Source organism: Streptomyces sp. SudanB182_2057 (assembly GCF_964272715.1).
Lineage (GTDB): Bacteria > Actinomycetota > Actinomycetes > Streptomycetales > Streptomycetaceae > Streptomyces > Streptomyces rubradiris.
Window position 1 is genome coordinate 4,940,858 of record NZ_OZ186798.1, and the last position, 15,405, is coordinate 4,956,262.

The 15,405-nt window shown below is 73.0% G+C and carries 12 protein-coding genes; 9 read left to right on the top strand and 3 right to left on the bottom strand.

Annotation, left to right across the window (positions count from 1 at the left end; all coding sequences use genetic code 11):
* Window positions 1-116: 116 nt before the first annotated feature.
* Together mfd and ACSURM_RS21785 are read left to right on the top strand one after the other, a co-directional pair.
* Window positions 117-3,653, top strand: coding sequence for a transcription-repair coupling factor (mfd, locus tag ACSURM_RS21780; RefSeq protein WP_436957240.1), 3,537 nt, complete (start codon window positions 117-119; stop codon window positions 3,651-3,653).
* A gap of 31 nt (window positions 3,654-3,684) precedes the next feature.
* Window positions 3,685-4,044: a MerR family transcriptional regulator gene (locus ACSURM_RS21785; RefSeq protein WP_436957242.1), complete on the top strand. Its 360-nt coding sequence runs from the start codon at window positions 3,685-3,687 to the stop codon at window positions 4,042-4,044.
* A 27-nt stretch (window positions 4,045-4,071) separates the two neighbouring features.
* Here ACSURM_RS21785 and ACSURM_RS21790 read toward each other — a convergent pair whose 3' ends face one another.
* Window positions 4,072-4,863, bottom strand: coding sequence for an SDR family NAD(P)-dependent oxidoreductase (locus ACSURM_RS21790; RefSeq protein ID WP_436957244.1), 792 nt, complete (start codon window positions 4,861-4,863; stop codon window positions 4,072-4,074).
* A gap of 209 nt (window positions 4,864-5,072) precedes the next feature.
* On the opposite strand from ACSURM_RS21790, the gene ACSURM_RS21795 reads away from it, so the two are divergent.
* Together ACSURM_RS21795 and ACSURM_RS21800 are read left to right on the top strand one after the other, a co-directional pair.
* The gene (locus ACSURM_RS21795) at window positions 5,073-5,789 is read left to right on the top strand and encodes an HNH endonuclease family protein (protein ID WP_436957246.1); all 717 of its coding nucleotides are present in this window, start codon (window positions 5,073-5,075) and stop codon (window positions 5,787-5,789) included.
* Between the two features lie 169 nt (window positions 5,790-5,958).
* Entirely contained in the window at window positions 5,959-6,702 is a 744-nt protein-coding gene (locus ACSURM_RS21800) for a GNAT family N-acetyltransferase (protein WP_436957248.1), read from the top strand.
* A gap of 31 nt (window positions 6,703-6,733) precedes the next feature.
* Here ACSURM_RS21800 and ACSURM_RS21805 read toward each other — a convergent pair whose 3' ends face one another.
* Window positions 6,734-7,483, bottom strand: coding sequence for a hypothetical protein (locus tag ACSURM_RS21805; RefSeq protein WP_436957250.1), 750 nt, complete (start codon window positions 7,481-7,483; stop codon window positions 6,734-6,736).
* 183 nt (window positions 7,484-7,666) lie between these two features.
* Window positions 7,667-8,215, bottom strand: a complete 549-nt coding sequence (locus ACSURM_RS21810) for a hypothetical protein (RefSeq protein WP_436957251.1) — start codon at window positions 8,213-8,215, stop codon at window positions 7,667-7,669.
* A gap of 191 nt (window positions 8,216-8,406) precedes the next feature.
* Between ACSURM_RS21810 and ACSURM_RS21815 the strand changes: the two genes are divergently transcribed.
* The 5 genes from ACSURM_RS21815 (at window position 8,407) to ACSURM_RS21835 (ending at window position 15,247) form a co-directional block, all read left to right on the top strand.
* Window positions 8,407-11,109 (top strand): N-6 DNA methylase, encoded by a 2,703-nt coding sequence (locus ACSURM_RS21815; protein WP_436957253.1) that lies wholly within the window; start codon window positions 8,407-8,409, stop codon window positions 11,107-11,109.
* 157 nt (window positions 11,110-11,266) lie between these two features.
* The gene (locus ACSURM_RS21820; protein WP_436957254.1) at window positions 11,267-12,019 is read left to right on the top strand and encodes a hypothetical protein; all 753 of its coding nucleotides are present in this window, start codon (window positions 11,267-11,269) and stop codon (window positions 12,017-12,019) included.
* Window positions 12,020-12,057: 38 nt separating this feature from the next.
* On the top strand, window positions 12,058-13,548 hold the full coding sequence (locus tag ACSURM_RS21825) for a protein kinase domain-containing protein (RefSeq protein WP_436961160.1): 1,491 nt from the start codon (window positions 12,058-12,060) through the stop codon (window positions 13,546-13,548).
* Between the two features lie 66 nt (window positions 13,549-13,614).
* Entirely contained in the window at window positions 13,615-14,442 is an 828-nt protein-coding gene (locus ACSURM_RS21830; protein ID WP_436957256.1) for a glycoside hydrolase domain-containing protein, read from the top strand.
* 151 nt (window positions 14,443-14,593) lie between these two features.
* Complete coding sequence (locus ACSURM_RS21835) at window positions 14,594-15,247, top strand: SurA N-terminal domain-containing protein (protein WP_436957258.1); 654 nt, start codon at window positions 14,594-14,596, stop codon at window positions 15,245-15,247.
* Window positions 15,248-15,405 lie beyond the last annotated feature (158 nt).

Here is a 15,405-nt window from a genome sequence, read left to right on the forward strand (position 1 = left end):
GGGGTTGTCCACAGGCTCCAGCGGCGGCGCCGACACCGTCGTACGCTGGACAGCCCCGGCCCGTCACACGAGTCGGGCCCTTCGTGTTGCCGACCCCCTGGACGGAAAAAGCCTCCATGAGCCTGCACGGTCTGCTCGACGCCGTCGTCAAGGACCCCGCCCTCGCGGAAGCGATGCGCGCGGCAGCGGACGGCAACCGCCCGCACGTCGACCTGGTCGGCCCCCCGGCGGCCCGGCCCTTCGCCGTCGCCGCCCTGGCCCGGGACGCCGGCCGCCCGGTGCTGGCGGTCACCGCGACCGGACGCGAGGCCGAGGACCTGGCCGCCGCCCTGCGCTCCCTGCTGCCGCCCGAGGGCGTCGTGGAGTACCCCTCCTGGGAGACCCTCCCGCACGAGCGGCTCAGCCCCCGCAGCGACACCGTCGGCCGCCGCCTCGCCGTCCTGCGCCGCCTCGCCCACCCCCGCCCCGACGACCCCGAGACCGGCCCCGTCTCCGTCGTCGTGGCCCCCGTGCGCTCCGTGCTCCAGCCGCAGGTCAAGGGCCTCGGCGACCTGGAACCGGTGGCCCTGCGCACCGGCCAGAGCGCCGATCTGAACGACATCGTCGAAGCCCTCGCGGCCGCCGCCTACGCGCGCGTGGAGCTGGTCGAGAAGCGCGGCGAGTTCGCCGTGCGCGGCGGCATCCTGGACGTGTTCCCGCCCACCGAGGAACACCCCCTGCGCATCGAGTTCTGGGGCGACGAGGTCGAGGAGATCCGCTACTTCAAGGTCGCCGACCAGCGCTCCCTCGAAGTCGCCGAACACGGCCTGTGGGCGCCCCCGTGCCGCGAGCTGCTGCTCACCGACGACGTCCGCGCACGCGCGCGTGCCCTCGCCGAGGACCACCCCGAGCTGGGCGAACTGCTCGGCAAGATCGCCGAGGGCATCGCGGTGGAGGGCATGGAGTCCCTGGCCCCCGTCCTCGTGGACGACATGGAGCTGCTGCTCGACGTGCTGCCCAAGGGCGCCATGGCCGTCGTCTGCGACCCGGAGCGGGTCCGCACCCGCGCCGCCGACCTCGTCGCCACCAGCCAGGAGTTCCTCCAGGCGTCCTGGGCGGCCACCGCCGGCGGAGGCGAGGCCCCCATCGACGTCGGCGCGGCCTCCCTGTGGTCCATCGCCGACGTCCGCGACCGCGCCCGCGAGCTGGACATGATGTGGTGGTCGGTCTCCCCGTTCGCCGCCGACGCCGACGCCGCGGGCGACGCCGACACCCTCAAGCTCGGCATGCACGCGCCCGAGACCTACCGCGGCGACACCGCGCGCGCCCTCGCCGACACCAAGGGCTGGCTCGCCGACGGCTGGCGCACGGTGTTCGTCACCGAAGGCCACGGCCCCGCCGCCCGCACCGTGGAGGTACTCGGCGGCGAGGGCATCGCCGCCCGCCTGGACGCCGACCTCGGCGAACTCGCCCCCTCCCTGGTGCACGTCTCCTGCGGCTCCATCGAGTACGGCTTCGTGGACCCCGCGCTCAAGCTGGCCGTGCTCACCGAGACCGACCTCTCCGGACAGCGCACCGCCGGCCGCGACGGCGCCCGCATGCCGGCCCGCCGCCGCAAGACCATCGACCCGCTCACCCTGGAGCCGGGCGACTACATCGTCCACGAACAGCACGGCGTCGGCCGCTACATCGAGATGGTGCAGCGCACCGTGCAGGGCGCCACCCGCGAGTACCTGGTCGTGGAGTACGCGCCCGCCAAACGCGGCCAGCCCGGCGACCGGCTGTACATCCCGACCGACCAGCTGGAGCAGATCACCAAGTACGTCGGCGGCGAGGCACCCACCCTGCACCGCCTCGGCGGCGCCGACTGGACCAAGACCAAGGCCCGCGCCAAGAAGGCCGTCAAGGAGATCGCCGCCGACCTGATCAAGCTGTACAGCGCGCGCATGGCCGCCCCCGGCCACGCCTTCGGCACCGACACCCCCTGGCAGCGCGAGCTGGAGGACGCCTTCCCCTACGCCGAGACCCCGGACCAGCTCACCACCATCGCCGAGGTCAAGGAGGACATGGAGAAGTCGATCCCGATGGACCGGCTGATCTGCGGCGACGTCGGCTACGGCAAGACCGAGATCGCGGTGCGGGCCGCCTTCAAGGCCGTACAGGACGGCAAGCAGGTCGCCGTCCTGGTGCCCACCACCCTGCTGGTGCAGCAGCACTACGGCACGTTCTCCGAGCGGTACGCGCAGTTCCCCGTCAACGTGCGCGCCCTGTCCCGCTTCCAGACCGACACCGAGGCCAAGGCCGTCCTGGAGGGCCTGAAGGAGGGCTCGGTGGACGTCGTCATCGGCACCCACCGCCTGTTCTCCTCCGAGACCAAGTTCAAGGACCTCGGCCTGGTCATCGTCGACGAGGAGCAGCGCTTCGGCGTCGAGCACAAGGAGCAGCTGAAGAAGCTCCGCGCCAACGTCGACGTGCTGACCATGTCCGCGACCCCGATCCCGCGCACCCTGGAGATGGCGGTCACCGGCATCCGCGAGATGTCCACGATCACCACGCCCCCCGAGGAGCGCCACCCGGTGCTCACCTTCGTCGGGCCGTACGAGGAGAAGCAGATCGGCGCCGCCATCCGCCGTGAACTGCTGCGCGAGGGCCAGGTCTTCTACATCCACAACCGCGTCGAGTCCATCGACCGCGCGGCGGCCAGGCTCCGCGACATCGTCCCCGAGGCGCGCATCGCCACCGCCCACGGCCAGATGTCGGAGTCCGCGCTGGAACAGGTCGTGGTCGACTTCTGGGAGAAGAAGTTCGACGTGCTGGTGTCGACCACGATCGTGGAGTCCGGCATCGACATCTCCAACGCCAACACCCTGATCGTGGAGCGCGGCGACACCTTCGGCCTGTCCCAGCTGCACCAGCTGCGCGGCCGGGTCGGCCGGGGCCGCGAGCGCGGCTACGCCTACTTCCTGTACCCGCCGGAGAAGCCGCTCACCGAGACCGCGCACGAGCGCCTGGCGACCATCGCCCAGCACACCGAGATGGGCGCGGGCATGTACGTGGCGATGAAGGACCTGGAGATCCGCGGCGCCGGAAACCTCCTGGGCGGCGAGCAGTCCGGCCACATCGCGGGCGTCGGCTTCGACCTGTACGTCCGCATGGTCGGCGAGGCCGTCGCCGACTACCGGCGCCAGCTGGAGACCGGCGGGATCGAGGAGGAGCCGCCGCTGGAGGTCAAGATCGAGCTGCCCGTCGACGCGCACGTCCCGCACGACTACGCGCCCGGCGAGCGCCTGCGCCTCCAGGCCTACCGCGCGATCGCCTCCGCCAACAGCGAGGAGGACATCAAGGCCGTCCGCGAGGAACTCACCGACCGCTACGGCAAGCTGCCCGAACCGGTGGAGAACCTGCTGCTGGTGGCCGGCCTGAGGATGCTCGCGCGCGCCTGCGGCGTCGGCGAGATCGTGCTCCAGGGCACCAACATCCGCTTCGCGCCGGTGGAGCTGCGCGAGTCGCAGGAACTGCGGCTCCAGCGGCTCTACCCGGGTACGGTCATCAAGGCGGCCGCCCACCAGGTGCTGGTCCCGCGCCCGAAGACGGCCAAGGTCGGCGGCAAGCCGCTGGTCGGCCGGGAACTGCTGGCCTGGGTCGGCGAGTTCCTCACCTCGGTCCTGGGCTAGCCGAGGACAGGGACGTGAACGGGGGGCGCGCGTGCGGATAGGTGAGCTGGCCGAGGCGACCGGAGCGAGCCCGCGCGCCCTGCGCCACTACGAACAGCAGGGCCTGATCACCTCCGCCCGCGCGGCCAACGGCTACCGCGAGTACGACGCCGGTACGGCCGTACGGGTGCGCAACATCCGCCGGCTGCTCGCGGCGGGCCTCACCCTGGACGACGTCCTGGTGTTCCTGCCCTGCCTCGACGGCGACGTCACCGCCGGCCCCGCCTCCGCGCGGGCGCTGAAGGTCGCCCGGGACCGGCTGGCCGTCCTGGACGCCCGCATCGCGGCCCAGACGGAGCTGCGGGAGCGGCTGGCGGCGGCGCTGCGGGAGGCGGGCGCCGAGGTCCCCTGAAGAAGTGGCCGGCCCACCTGAGTCGGGTCAGGAGACGACCGCGCCGCCGTCCACGGGCAGGACGACCCCCGTCACGAACGACGCCCGCGGGGAGGCGAGACGGGTGATGGCCCAGGCGACCTCCTCGGGGCGGCCGATCCGGCCGAGCGGGGTGTGGGCGAGCTGCCACTGCCGGATGGCGGCCCGCTGCTCGGGGGTGTAGCCGGAGTGGTCGGCGATCGGCGTCTCGATCGCGCCCGGGGCCACCGCGACCACCCGGATGCCGTGCGGCGCCAGTTCCACCGCCCAACTGCGGGTCAGCACCTCCAGCGCCGCCTTGCCCGCCGCGTACAGCGAGTTGCCGGGCCAGCCGCGCTGGCCCACCGCCGTCGTCACGTTCACCACGACCCCCCGGCTCTCCTCCAGCGCGGGCAGCGCGGCCTGGGTGAGCAGCACGGGCGCGAGGAGGTTGGTCTCCAGCAGCGGCCGTACCGACGCGCGGGTGTAGCTGCGCAGGGAGTCGGTGGTGACCACGGCCGCGTTGTTGACCAGCACGTCGATCCGGCCGTAGCGCTCCAGCACGGCCCGGACGATGGTGGCGGGCCCGTCCTCGGCGGTCAGGTCGGCGGGCAGGGGCGTGATCCCGGGGTGTCCCTCGGCGGTCTCGGCCAGCGGCGCGGAGCGGCGGCCGACGGCGACGACCCGGGCGCCCTCGGCGGCGAACGCGCGCGCCGTCGCCCGGCCGATGCCGGTACCGGCACCGGTCACGAGGACCGTACGAGGGTGCGGGGAGGGGCTGGTGCGGGAGGTGCTGGTGCGGGAGGTGCTGTTCTCGCTCATGCCGGGATCGTCGGACCCTGACGCCAATGACAAGGTCAAGCGGCGACCGACCACCGGCCACCGGCTACCGGTCACCGGATGAAACATCATTTGTCAGGCTATTACCTGACAACGTCCCATCTGCTGGGCGGAGGCGGGAAGTTACCGTGGAGGGCGGAACGACCCGCCCCGCTTGAAGGGCGGACCAGCACGAGCAAGGGGGGCGCACCGTGACGCGTCTGAGGGGTGGGATGGTCACCGCCGTGGCCACACTGGTCGCCGTGACCGGCTGCACGGCCGAGCAGGACCAGGGAGCCGCAGGGCCCGGCGAGGCCAAAGGCGGCGGCGCGGCCCTGACCGCGGTCGACTCGCTGACCGTCAAGGGACGCGCGCCGAAGACCGGTTACTCCCGCGAGCGCTTCGGCACCGCGTGGGCGGACACCGACTCCAACTCCTGCGACACCCGCGACGACATCCTCAAACGTGACCTGAGAGAAGTGAAGTTCACCGGCGGCACCTGCAAGGTCACCTACGGCCTGCTGGACCCCGACCCCTACTCCGGCAAGAGGATCACCTACCGGCGCGGCCGCAGCCAGGTCGACATCGACCACGTCGTGGCCCTCTCCGACGCCTGGCAGAAGGGCGCCAAGTACTGGGACCCGAGCAAGCGAATCGCCCTGGCCAACGACCCGCTCAACCTCCTCGCCGTGGACGCGCGCACCAACCGCGGCAAGGGCGACGGCGACGCGGCCACCTGGCTCCCGCCCGACAAGGCCTACCGGTGCGAGTACGTCGCCGCCCAGGTGGCGGTCAAGAAGAAGTACGGCCTGTGGGTCACCGCCGCCGAACAGTCGGCCATGAAGAAGGTCCTCACCGACTGCCCGGACCAGAAGCTGCCCACCGGCGGCAACCCGACCCGGGCCCCCGAACGCTTCCGCGCCCGGTGACCGGCCGACCCCCGGGCCCGGTGACCGGCCGCGTCCCAGGTCTGGTGACCGGCGGCATCACGGGTCTGGTGACCGGCGGCATCACGGGCCCGGTGACCGGCGGCATCACGGGCCCGGTGACCGGGTAAATCGCTGTCCCGGCGGGCCCGCCCCGCCTACCGTGATCGACATGGACATCAAGGTGAGCAGCCTCGCCGAGCGGCCCGACCGGCTGCCGGCGGTGTTCGACATGCCCGACACCTGGCCCGAGTTCGTCACCAACGACCCCGTGGGCGCCACCCACTACGGCCGCATCCCCACCGAACTGCCGGAATACGCCCTGTTCGCCGAGGACGAGGACGGCAGGGTCGTCGCCCACGCCTACAGCGTGCCCTTCGCCCTGGACGCGCCGGGCCGGGGCACCCTGCCCGCCCGGGGCTGGGACCAGGTCCTGGCGTGGGCCTTCGCCGACCTGCGCCACGGCACCCGCCCGGACACGGTGAGCGCGATCTCGGTCACCATCGCCCCGCACGCCCAGGGCCGGGGCCTGTCCGCCGTCCTGCTCTCCGCGATGCGGGACAACGCCCGCGAGCGCGGCTTCCGCGAGGTCGTCGCCCCCGTCCGGCCGAGCGCCAAGCACCGCGAACCGCACACCCCGATCGCCGAGTACGCCCACCGGGTCCGCCCCGACGGGCTGCCCGAGGACCCGTGGCTGCGCGTCCACGCCCGGGCCGGCGCCACCATCGACTCCATCGCCCCGGCCTCCATGACCGTCGGCGGCTCGCTGGAGGAGTGGCGCCGCTGGACCGGCCTGCCCTTTGACCGCCCCGGCGACATCGAGGTGCCCGGCGCGCTGGTCCCGGTCCGCTGCGAACCAGAGCGCGGGTACGCCGTCTACGTCGAACCCAACGTCTGGATGCGGCACCCGCTGTGACCCCGCGCCGGGCCCGGCCCCGTACCGGCCCTTACAGCGCGTCCAGGTCGATGACCTTCCCCGCGGGCTTGTCCGCGGGGACCGGCCGGTCGAAGTCGCTGAAGGACAGGTGGATCTGCTCCTTGACCTTGGCGCCGCTGTCGATTCGCAGCAGGTACGGCTTGCCCTCGGTCGCCACGTGCGCCGTGTAGTCGTCCGCGCCGTCCTTCTCGTGCAGGATGATCGCGGGCGTGCTACCGACCTTCGTGGTCTTGCCGCGGGTGGCCGCCTCGTCGCCTTCCTTCATGTCACCGAGGATCGTGTCCAGGTCGCAGAAGCTCGCCATGTCCTCGGCGTCCTGGCCTGTGGCGGCCATCTTGGTCCACTTCCCGGCGAGCATGTCGACCGCCGCGTCGGTGTCCTCCTTGGACTCGCCCTCGCTCTGGGCGCGCAGGAACTTCTCGTCGTACTTCATGTAGAGCGTGCCGCCCGACCTGATCATGTCGGCCTTCCCCTGGCCGTTCATGCTCAGCGTGCCGGCGCACCGGCCCTGCTTGTCGAGCGCCATGTCGATGTCGATGAAGCCCTTGTTCTCCTCGTCGGGAACCCGGCCCTTCATACGCAGCGACGAGGTGCCGGTGGTGACCTTCATCGCCCGCTCGACGATCTGACCACCGCTCAGCCCGGCGAACGGGCCCTTCGGCTTACTGTCGGCCGAGTCGTCCCCGGACTGGCAGCCGGTGGTGAGGCCGACGGTGGCCGCGGCGGCGAGACAGAGAGCGGCAAACGCGGTACGACGCATGGGGGTTCCTTGGTGAGATAGGTGTTCTGGTGAGCGGGGAGCCGGACGGCTCCGTGGGGGTAAGTGGTACGGGTGAGCGGTACGGGGTGAGCGGTACGGGGTTCTACGAGTCGGCGTGGGGCGGTGCCGTGGCGGCGCGGGATGTGCGGTGTGGGTGTCCCCGCGCCGGGGTGGGCAAACGGGTCAGGCCCTCTTCCAGTCGCGGCAGTCTTCGGTCTTGAAGTAGCGGTCCGAGGCGCTGATGGTGACGACGGCCGTACCGGTGACGTTGCCGTGGGCGAGGACCGAGTCCGTGCCGCCCTCGGCGCCCTTGAGGCGCTCCCAGGAGCAGGAACCGTCGGCGTTCCCGGTCGACTTGTAGGTGCCCGGCGCGATGTCCGTGCCCACCTTGAAGAGGCCCCCGTCGCCGTCCATGGAAGCGGCGGGAGCGCCCTTCGCGGCCGGGGCCGTCTTCTTCCCCTCGCCCGCACCGCCCGCCTCGCTTGCCTCGGCACCGCCCGAGCCGTTCGAGCCGCCCGAGCCGTGCGAGCTGCGCGAACCGGCTGAGTCCTTGCCGGGACTGCTGGGGCTGCCGGGGCTGCCGGGCTTGTGCTCGGCCGAGGCCGGCGCGGTCGCCTTGGCGCCGCCACCGGGACCACCGTTGCCGCCGTCACTGCCGGCGGTGGCGGACACGGTCCCGATGATGGCGAGCCCCACTGTCGCGCCGACCGCGAGCCTGGCCTTCATACCCATGACGTATCCCTCCCCGAATGCGGGCGGTCTCCCCCTCCGGCGACCGCTCGTTCGCTGGGTCAATAACAGCAGAGCGTGTGAACCGAGTCAACACGGTTCACACTTGAGGGTGTGTTCACGGCCGTGAACCCCTGGTTCTTTGTGTACGCCGGTATGCTCGGCGCACACACGGGACGAGGGGAGCGAAGCCGGTGCAGGACAACGCGACAGAGGTGACCGCGGCGGGGATCGCCCGACTCGCGGGAGTGGGCCGGGCCGCCGTCAGCAACTGGCGCCGCCGGCACGCCGATTTCCCCAAGCCGGTCGGCGGCACCGAGACCAGCCCGTCCTTCGCCCTCGCCGAGGTCGAGGCATGGCTGCGCAAGCAGGGAAAACTCGCCGAAGTGCCGCTGCGTGAACGCGTCTGGCAGCAACTCGCCGGCCACCCGGAGGGCCCGCTGACGGCCCTGGTGCACACCGGCTGCGCACTACTGCTGATCCACGAGCGCCCCACGGTCTGGCTCGACGCGAGCGCGGGCTCCGACGCGAGGCTGGCCGCGATGCTGCCGGGGGCGCTGGAGAAGGTGCTGACACCGCGAGTGGGGAGCGTACGGGGGCGCGGGGGAGCGGGCGTTGGAGGTGCGGGCGCGCGTCTGAGGGGGGACGCGGGTGCGGGTTCGGCTTCGGGCGCGGTCGCGGGCGCCGGTGGTGGTGTGAACGGGGCTTTCGGTCGGGCCGGTGTGAGCGGGGTGTCCGGGCAGGTCGGTGTGAACGGTCCAAACAACACGCCTGCTGTGAACGCGGGTTCGGCGTCACCCGGTGTGAATTCCGATTCGGCGGCGGCCGGTGTGAACTCCGGGGCGGAGGCGCCCGCTGTGAACTCGGGGCGATCCGCACCCGCTGTGAACTCGGGGCAGTCGGTGTCCGGTGTGAACTCGGATCCCGCCGTTACTGGTGTGAACCCGGAACCCACCGCCCCCGGTGTGAACTCCGCCCCCACCAAGCCCGCTGTGAACTCCTCGTCGGCGGCGCCGACTGTGAACACCCCACCCACCGTCCACAACGACCCATCCGCTCACAACGCCCCACTCAGCCACGGCGAATCACCGGTTCACAACGCGTCAGCCGTTCACAGCCGATCCACTCGGCCCACTGTTCACAGCCCCGCGCCCGGCAGCCCCACAGGTGCCGCCACCCCCACAAGCGCCGCCGGCACCCGCACAGGCACCACCGCTAGCCCCAGCGCCCCGACCACCACCCCCGCTGACACCGCCACCCCCACCCCCACCCCAGCCCTCGCCACCCCCACCGGCCCCCAACTCCTCCCCTCCGTCCCCCTCCTCCGCGGCGCCGCCGAACTCGCCGCCGAGATCGGCGCCCGGCAGACGTTCGAGTTCCTGCTGGGCCGGCACCTGGACGCCAACCCCCGCCAGTACACGCTCACCCCGGCCGAGCTGGCGGGCCTCATGGCCGACCTGGCCGGTCCGGCCCGCACCGTCCTGGACCCGGCCTGCGGCACCGGCGCCCTGTTGCGCGCCGTGGACCCCCGCCCCGGCCAGGAGCTGTACGCCCAGGACAGCGCGCCCGAACTCGCCGCGCTCAGCGCGCTGCGGCTGGCGCTGCACAGCCGGGCCGGTGTGCGCGCCGCCGTCGGCGACACCCTGCGCGCCGACGCCCACCCCGCGCTGCTCGCCGACGCGGTGCTGTGCCATCCACCGTTCAACGAGCGGAACTGGGGCCACGACGAACTCGCCTACGACCCGCGCTGGGAGTACGGCTTCCCCGCGCGCACGGAGTCGGAGCTGGCCTGGGTGCAGCACGCGCTGGCCCGGCTGACCGACGGCGGCACCGCGGTCCTGCTGATGCCGCCGGCCGCCGCCTCCCGCCGTTCCGGGCGCCGGATCCGGGCCGATCTGCTGCGCCGGGGCGCGCTCAGGGCCGTGGTCGCGCTGCCGGTCGGCGCGGCACCGCCGTACAACATCCCGCTGCACCTGTGGGTGCTGCGCCGGCCCGACCGGACGCCGGCGGCGCCCGAGGTGCTGCTCGTGGACACCGGAAGGTTCGCCGGGGAGGCGCGGGGCGGACCGGACTGGGAGGCGGTACGGGAGGCCGTACTGGACGCCTGGCGTGCCTTCGCGCGCGAGGGGCGGCTCGCGGAGCGGCCCGGACTCGTCCGTTCCGTGCCGGTCATCGAACTCCTCGACGACGACGTGGACCTCGCGCCCGCCCGCCATCTGCCGCCGGCCGCGGTGGCCGACGGCGCGGAGCAGCTCACGCGGGTGCGCGAGCGCCTGGGCGCGACCCTGCGCCTGACCGTCGACCTCACCCCGCCGCCCGCCGACCCGGCCCCGCCCGCGCGCTGGCCGCTGACCACCGTCGGCGAACTCGCGCGCGGGGGCGCGCTGGTGATGCGTACCGGCGGGAACGGCGGCCACGCGCGCGTGCCGGTGCTCACCGACCACGACGTCCTCGCCGGGACGGCGCCCTCCGGCACGTTGCCCGAGAGCGAGGAGGAGGCCGTGCTGACCGAGCCCGGCGACGTCGTCGTGCCCGTGCTCGGCGGTGGCGCGGTGGCGCGCGTGATCGACGAGGCGACGGGGGGCGCCGCCCTGGGGCGCAACCTGGTGCTGCTGCGCCCCGATCGCACGGCGCTCGATCCGTGGTTCCTGGCCGGGTTCCTGCGCGGTACCGCCAACAACCGGCAGGCCAGCAGCTACGCCTCCACGGCGACCCGGCTGGACGTGCGCCGGCTGCACCTGCCCCGGCTCCCGCTGGAGGAACAGCACCGCTACGGCGCGCGCTTCCGTGCCCTCGACGAGTTCGAGCGGGCGCTCAGGCACGCGAGCCTGCTCGGGGAGCAACTGGTGCGCGGGATGTACGACGGGCTCACCGACGGCACGGTGGCACCGGACTGATCCCGCGCGGGTGGCCGGACAACGGTTCGGCACAGCCTCGATCATTTGTCCGTGCCGGGCCATATGCTCGAAGCGGCCATCGCCCGAGCGGCGTGGTCCGCGCGCCCGCCGACCCGCCGGGCGGGCGCTACGCCCACTTCCAGGACCGGGAGCAGCCATGCCAGGCCACGGCCACGGACAGCCGGTGACGCAGCCGCCGCACACCGCGTGGCTGGTCTGCCTGCGGGTGCTGTTCGTGGCGCTCGGGATCCTCACCGTCGGCTTCATGTCCTGGGCGCTGCTGCTGCGGCTGGCGATCGTCACGCGCCGGTCGCTGGACTGGGGGCTGTTCGTGGCGGTGCTGGCTGCCGACATCCTCGCCGTCGTCCTGCTGGGGCTGGAGCCGGGCGACGAGATCCACACCACGGGCGGCTATGTGGGCCTGATACTGGTGCTGGGCTCGCTCGTCGGCTCGATCGCGTACTACCTGGCCGCGGACATCCAGCACTTCGCGCTGCGCCGGCAGGCGTACGCGGCGGTGCCCGGAGTGCCGGGTTACGGCTACCCGGCCCCCGCGGCCGCGTACGGCGCGACGACCGTACCGACCCCGCCGATGACGCCGACAGCGCCCGTACCGGCCGTACCGACCCCGCCGCCGACGCCCGTACCGGTCACGCCGAGCGCGCCGACCGCGTCCGCCCCGGCCGTGCCCACCGCTCCGGCGCCGCACCGGCCGTCCGGCGCGCCGCACACTCCGCTCCCGGTGGCGCACACCCCGCCCCCGGCGCCGTACGCGCCCGTGCCCGCGCCCCCGTCGGCCGCCCCGCTGCCGCGGCCCCCGGCGCCCGCGCGGATCGATCAGGTGCGCGCGGAGCTGGACGAGCTGAGCGACTACCTGCGCCGGCAGGACGGCCACGAGGGCGGTCGGTGAGCGTGACGACGGGACGAGTCGTCGCCGGGCGCTACGAACTGTCCACGCTCATCGGGCAGGGCGGCATGGGCCAGGTGTGGACGGCGTACGACCGGCGGCTGGACCGGCGCGTGGCCGTGAAGCTGCTGCGCCCGGACAAGGTGGCGGGCCAGGAGACGGACGAACTGCGCCGCCGGTTCCTGCGCGAGTGCCGGACCACCGCGCAGGTGGACCACCCCGGCCTGGTGACGGTGCACGACGCGGGCAGCGAGGGCGACGAGCTGTTCCTGGTCATGCAGTACGTCGACGGCGCCGACCTGTCCGACCACCTCGCCGAGCACGACCCGTACCCGTGGCCGTGGGCGGTCGCGGTGGCCGCGCAACTGTGCGCCGTGCTGAGCGCCGTGCACGCCGTGCCGATCGTGCACCGCGACCTCAAGCCGCGCAACGTGATGGTGAAGCAGGACGGCACGGTCACCGTCCTCGACCTGGGCGTGGCGTCGGTGATGGACACCGACACCACTCGGCTCACGCACACCGGATCCCCGATCGGCTCGCCCGCCTATATGGCGCCCGAGCAGGCGATGGGCGGCGCGGTCGGCCCGTACACCGACCTGTACGCGCTCGGTGTGCTGCTGCACGAACTGCTCAGCGGGGAGGTGCCGTTCGCCGGTTCCACCGCGCTCGGGGTGCTGCACCGGCATCTGTACGAGCCGCCGCTGCCCGTGCGCCGGATCCGTCCCGAGGTCCCCGAGGCCCTGGAGTCCCTGGTGCTGCGTCTGCTGGCCAAGGACCCGCAGCACCGGCCGGCGTCCGCGCAGGAGGTCTACGAGGACCTGGCGCTGCTGCTGCCCGCGCGCGGCACACCCACCGGGGCGCCCCTGGACCCCACGCGCCCCTTCCTGCGTCCGCACGCCCCCTGGCCGGACCGCGCGCGAATCCCCGCACACCGGCCAGCCCCGGTCGCGCCCGCGCCGGCGGCCGGGAAACCCGATGTCGCCGCCGCCGTGGACGAGGTGAAACGGCTGCTGGGCGAGGGTCGTATCACGCAGGCCGTGGACATCCTGGGCGCGATCCTGCCGGCCGCCGCCGACCAGCACGGCGAGCACTCCCCGGTGGTACGCACCCTGCGCAAGCAGTACGCGGCCACGCTCCTGGACGACGGCCAGTACCGGCGCGCGCTGCCCGAACTGCGCCGGCTCGCCGACGAACGCGCCGCCGAGGCAGGCCAGGCGGACGCGCAGGCACTGCGCTACCGCTACGAGGCCGCGCAGTGCCTGGAGCAGCTGGGCGAACCGGCGGCGGCGCTCGCCGAGTACCGCGCGCTGCTGCCGTACTACGAGAACCAGTACGTCTCCGGGGACCCGGGGCTCGCCCACGAGGTGCGCCGGCGCGTCGGCCATCTGCTGCTCGCGCTCGGCGACCGTCCGGCCGCCCAGGACACGCTCGTGCGGCTGGTGACGGACGTCGAGCGGCTGCACGGCCCCGGTCATCCGCTGGCCGTGGAGATCCGGCGGACCCTCCAGTGGCTCGGACAGGTGCGCGGATAGATTGTCCGTCGGCTTCGTCGGGCACGCACGCGCGCGAGCCGCCGCAAACGAACAGGGGTGGGATTCATGGCCGGACACCGGCAGTCCAAGAAGCGCAGATACATCACGTGGGGAGCGGTCGGCGTGGTGGTGGCCGCCGGGGCCGGCATCGCCGCCCAGACCTCCATGGCCGCCACCAGCTGGCCCGCGCAGAAGACGTTCACCGGCCGCGCCTTCGACACCTGCACCGCGCCGTCGCTGTCCGCGATGAAGGCATGGCACACCGGCTACTACGGCGCCGTCGCCGTCTACGTGGGCGGCAAGAACCGCGGCTGCGCCCAGCCCAACCTCACCGCCTCGTGGGTGAAGTCGGTGAACTCCCTCGGCTGGAAGCTCATCCCGATCTACGTCGGCGCGCAGCCGCCCTGCCAGACCGGCTCCAGCCCCGAGAAGCTCTCCGCCGCGACGGCTGCCTCGCTGGGCGCGAAGGACGCCGCCGACGCCGTGGCCAAGGCGTCCGCGCTCCGCATGAAGGCCGGCAGCCCCATCTACCTGGACATGGAGGCGTACGACATCAAGAACAAGTCGTGCAACGACGCCGTCCTGACGTACGTGCGCTCCTTCACGAAGACGCTGCGCGCCAAGACCTACCGCGCCGGCTACTACGGCTTCACCAGCTCCAGCGCCAAGGCCGTCGCCACCGCCGCGGACAAGAAGGACCTGCCGGGCAACCTCTGGTACGCGCTGTACGACAAGAAGGACACGACGACCGCGGACTGGCCGTGGGGCGCCGGTCAGTTCACCCCGCACAGCCGCGGCCACCAGTACCTGGTCAACAGCAAGGAGACGCGCGGCGGTGTCACGCTGACCGTCGACCGGAACTCCTGGGACGCGCCGGTGGCCATCATCGGCTGACCCGGCGGTCCGCTCCCCGAGCGGCGCGGCGGTGCCCGAAGCGGGTGCGAATCGTTGGTCGAATGGGTTGGCCGCGGCCTGCCCACTGCCTACCATCGATCACCGCAAGACCTTGTGCACCGTCGCACAATCTCCCCCCAGGAGGTTCACCTTGCACCGCCGCCGTCGCACCGCGCTCGTCCTCACCGCCGCGATCGCCGCCGCGGCCCCCCTGCTGACCGCCTGCGGAAGCGAGGCGCACCCGGGCGCCGCGGCCGTCGTCGGCGGGCAGCGGATCACCGTGGCCCAGCTGGAGAGCCGGGTCGAGGAGGTCCGCCGGGCCCAGCGGGCCGCGGTACCGGACGAGACGCAGTACCAGCAGGTCGTCTCCTCCACCAGCAGCCTCACCCGGGACACCCTGCACAACATGGTGCTCGACCGGGTGCTGCACCGCGCCGCCCGGGACAAGGGCGTCACGGTCACCCGCGCGGAGATCCAGCGGATGCGCGCGGGCCTGGAGCAGCAGGCCGGCGGCGGCAAGGGCCTGGAGACGGCCTGGCTGCAGAAGTACGGCATCGCGCCGGCCCGCCTCGACGACAACCTGCGCCTGCAACTGGAGGCGCAGAAGCTCGCCACCGAGCTGGGCACCGACACCAGCCAGCCCGCGTTCTGGAAGGCCCTGTCCAAGGCGTCCACGGAGCTCCACGTGGACCTCAACCCGCGCTACGGCTCCTGGGACGTGCAGAAGAGCAGCCGGGTGGACGCCAAGACACCATGGGTACGGGAGGCCACGGCGGTCGCGGGCGGACAGCCGGTGACGATGTAGACGGCGAGCGGACGGGGCCGGACGGGGAACAGGGCTGGGCGGCGGCCCGGCGCGGATCCTGAACCGAAACGGAACCGAAAACGGAACCGGAAACGGAGCTTCCGGTCGTACGGTCACACGAGTGCCTGGGTCCTGTGGATAACTCGATCCGCCCCTTC

What these genes read in the sequence shown, in the direction of transcription:
- ACSURM_RS21790 (WP_436957244.1), bottom strand. Translation starts at nt 4,863, where the DNA reads ATGAGCGAGAACAGCACCTCCCGCACCAGCACCTCCCGCACCAGCCCC.
- ACSURM_RS21805 (WP_436957250.1), bottom strand. Translation starts at nt 7,483, where the DNA reads ATGCGTCGTACCGCGTTTGCCGCTCTCTGTCTCGCCGCCGCGGCCACC.
- ACSURM_RS21830 (WP_436957256.1), top strand. Translation starts at nt 13,615, where the DNA reads ATGGCCGGACACCGGCAGTCCAAGAAGCGCAGATACATCACGTGGGGA.
- ACSURM_RS21800 (WP_436957248.1), top strand. Translation starts at nt 5,959, where the DNA reads ATGGACATCAAGGTGAGCAGCCTCGCCGAGCGGCCCGACCGGCTGCCG.
- ACSURM_RS21820 (WP_436957254.1), top strand. Translation starts at nt 11,267, where the DNA reads ATGCCAGGCCACGGCCACGGACAGCCGGTGACGCAGCCGCCGCACACC.
- ACSURM_RS21810 (WP_436957251.1), bottom strand. Translation starts at nt 8,215, where the DNA reads ATGGGTATGAAGGCCAGGCTCGCGGTCGGCGCGACAGTGGGGCTCGCC.
- mfd (WP_436957240.1), top strand. Translation starts at nt 117, where the DNA reads ATGAGCCTGCACGGTCTGCTCGACGCCGTCGTCAAGGACCCCGCCCTC.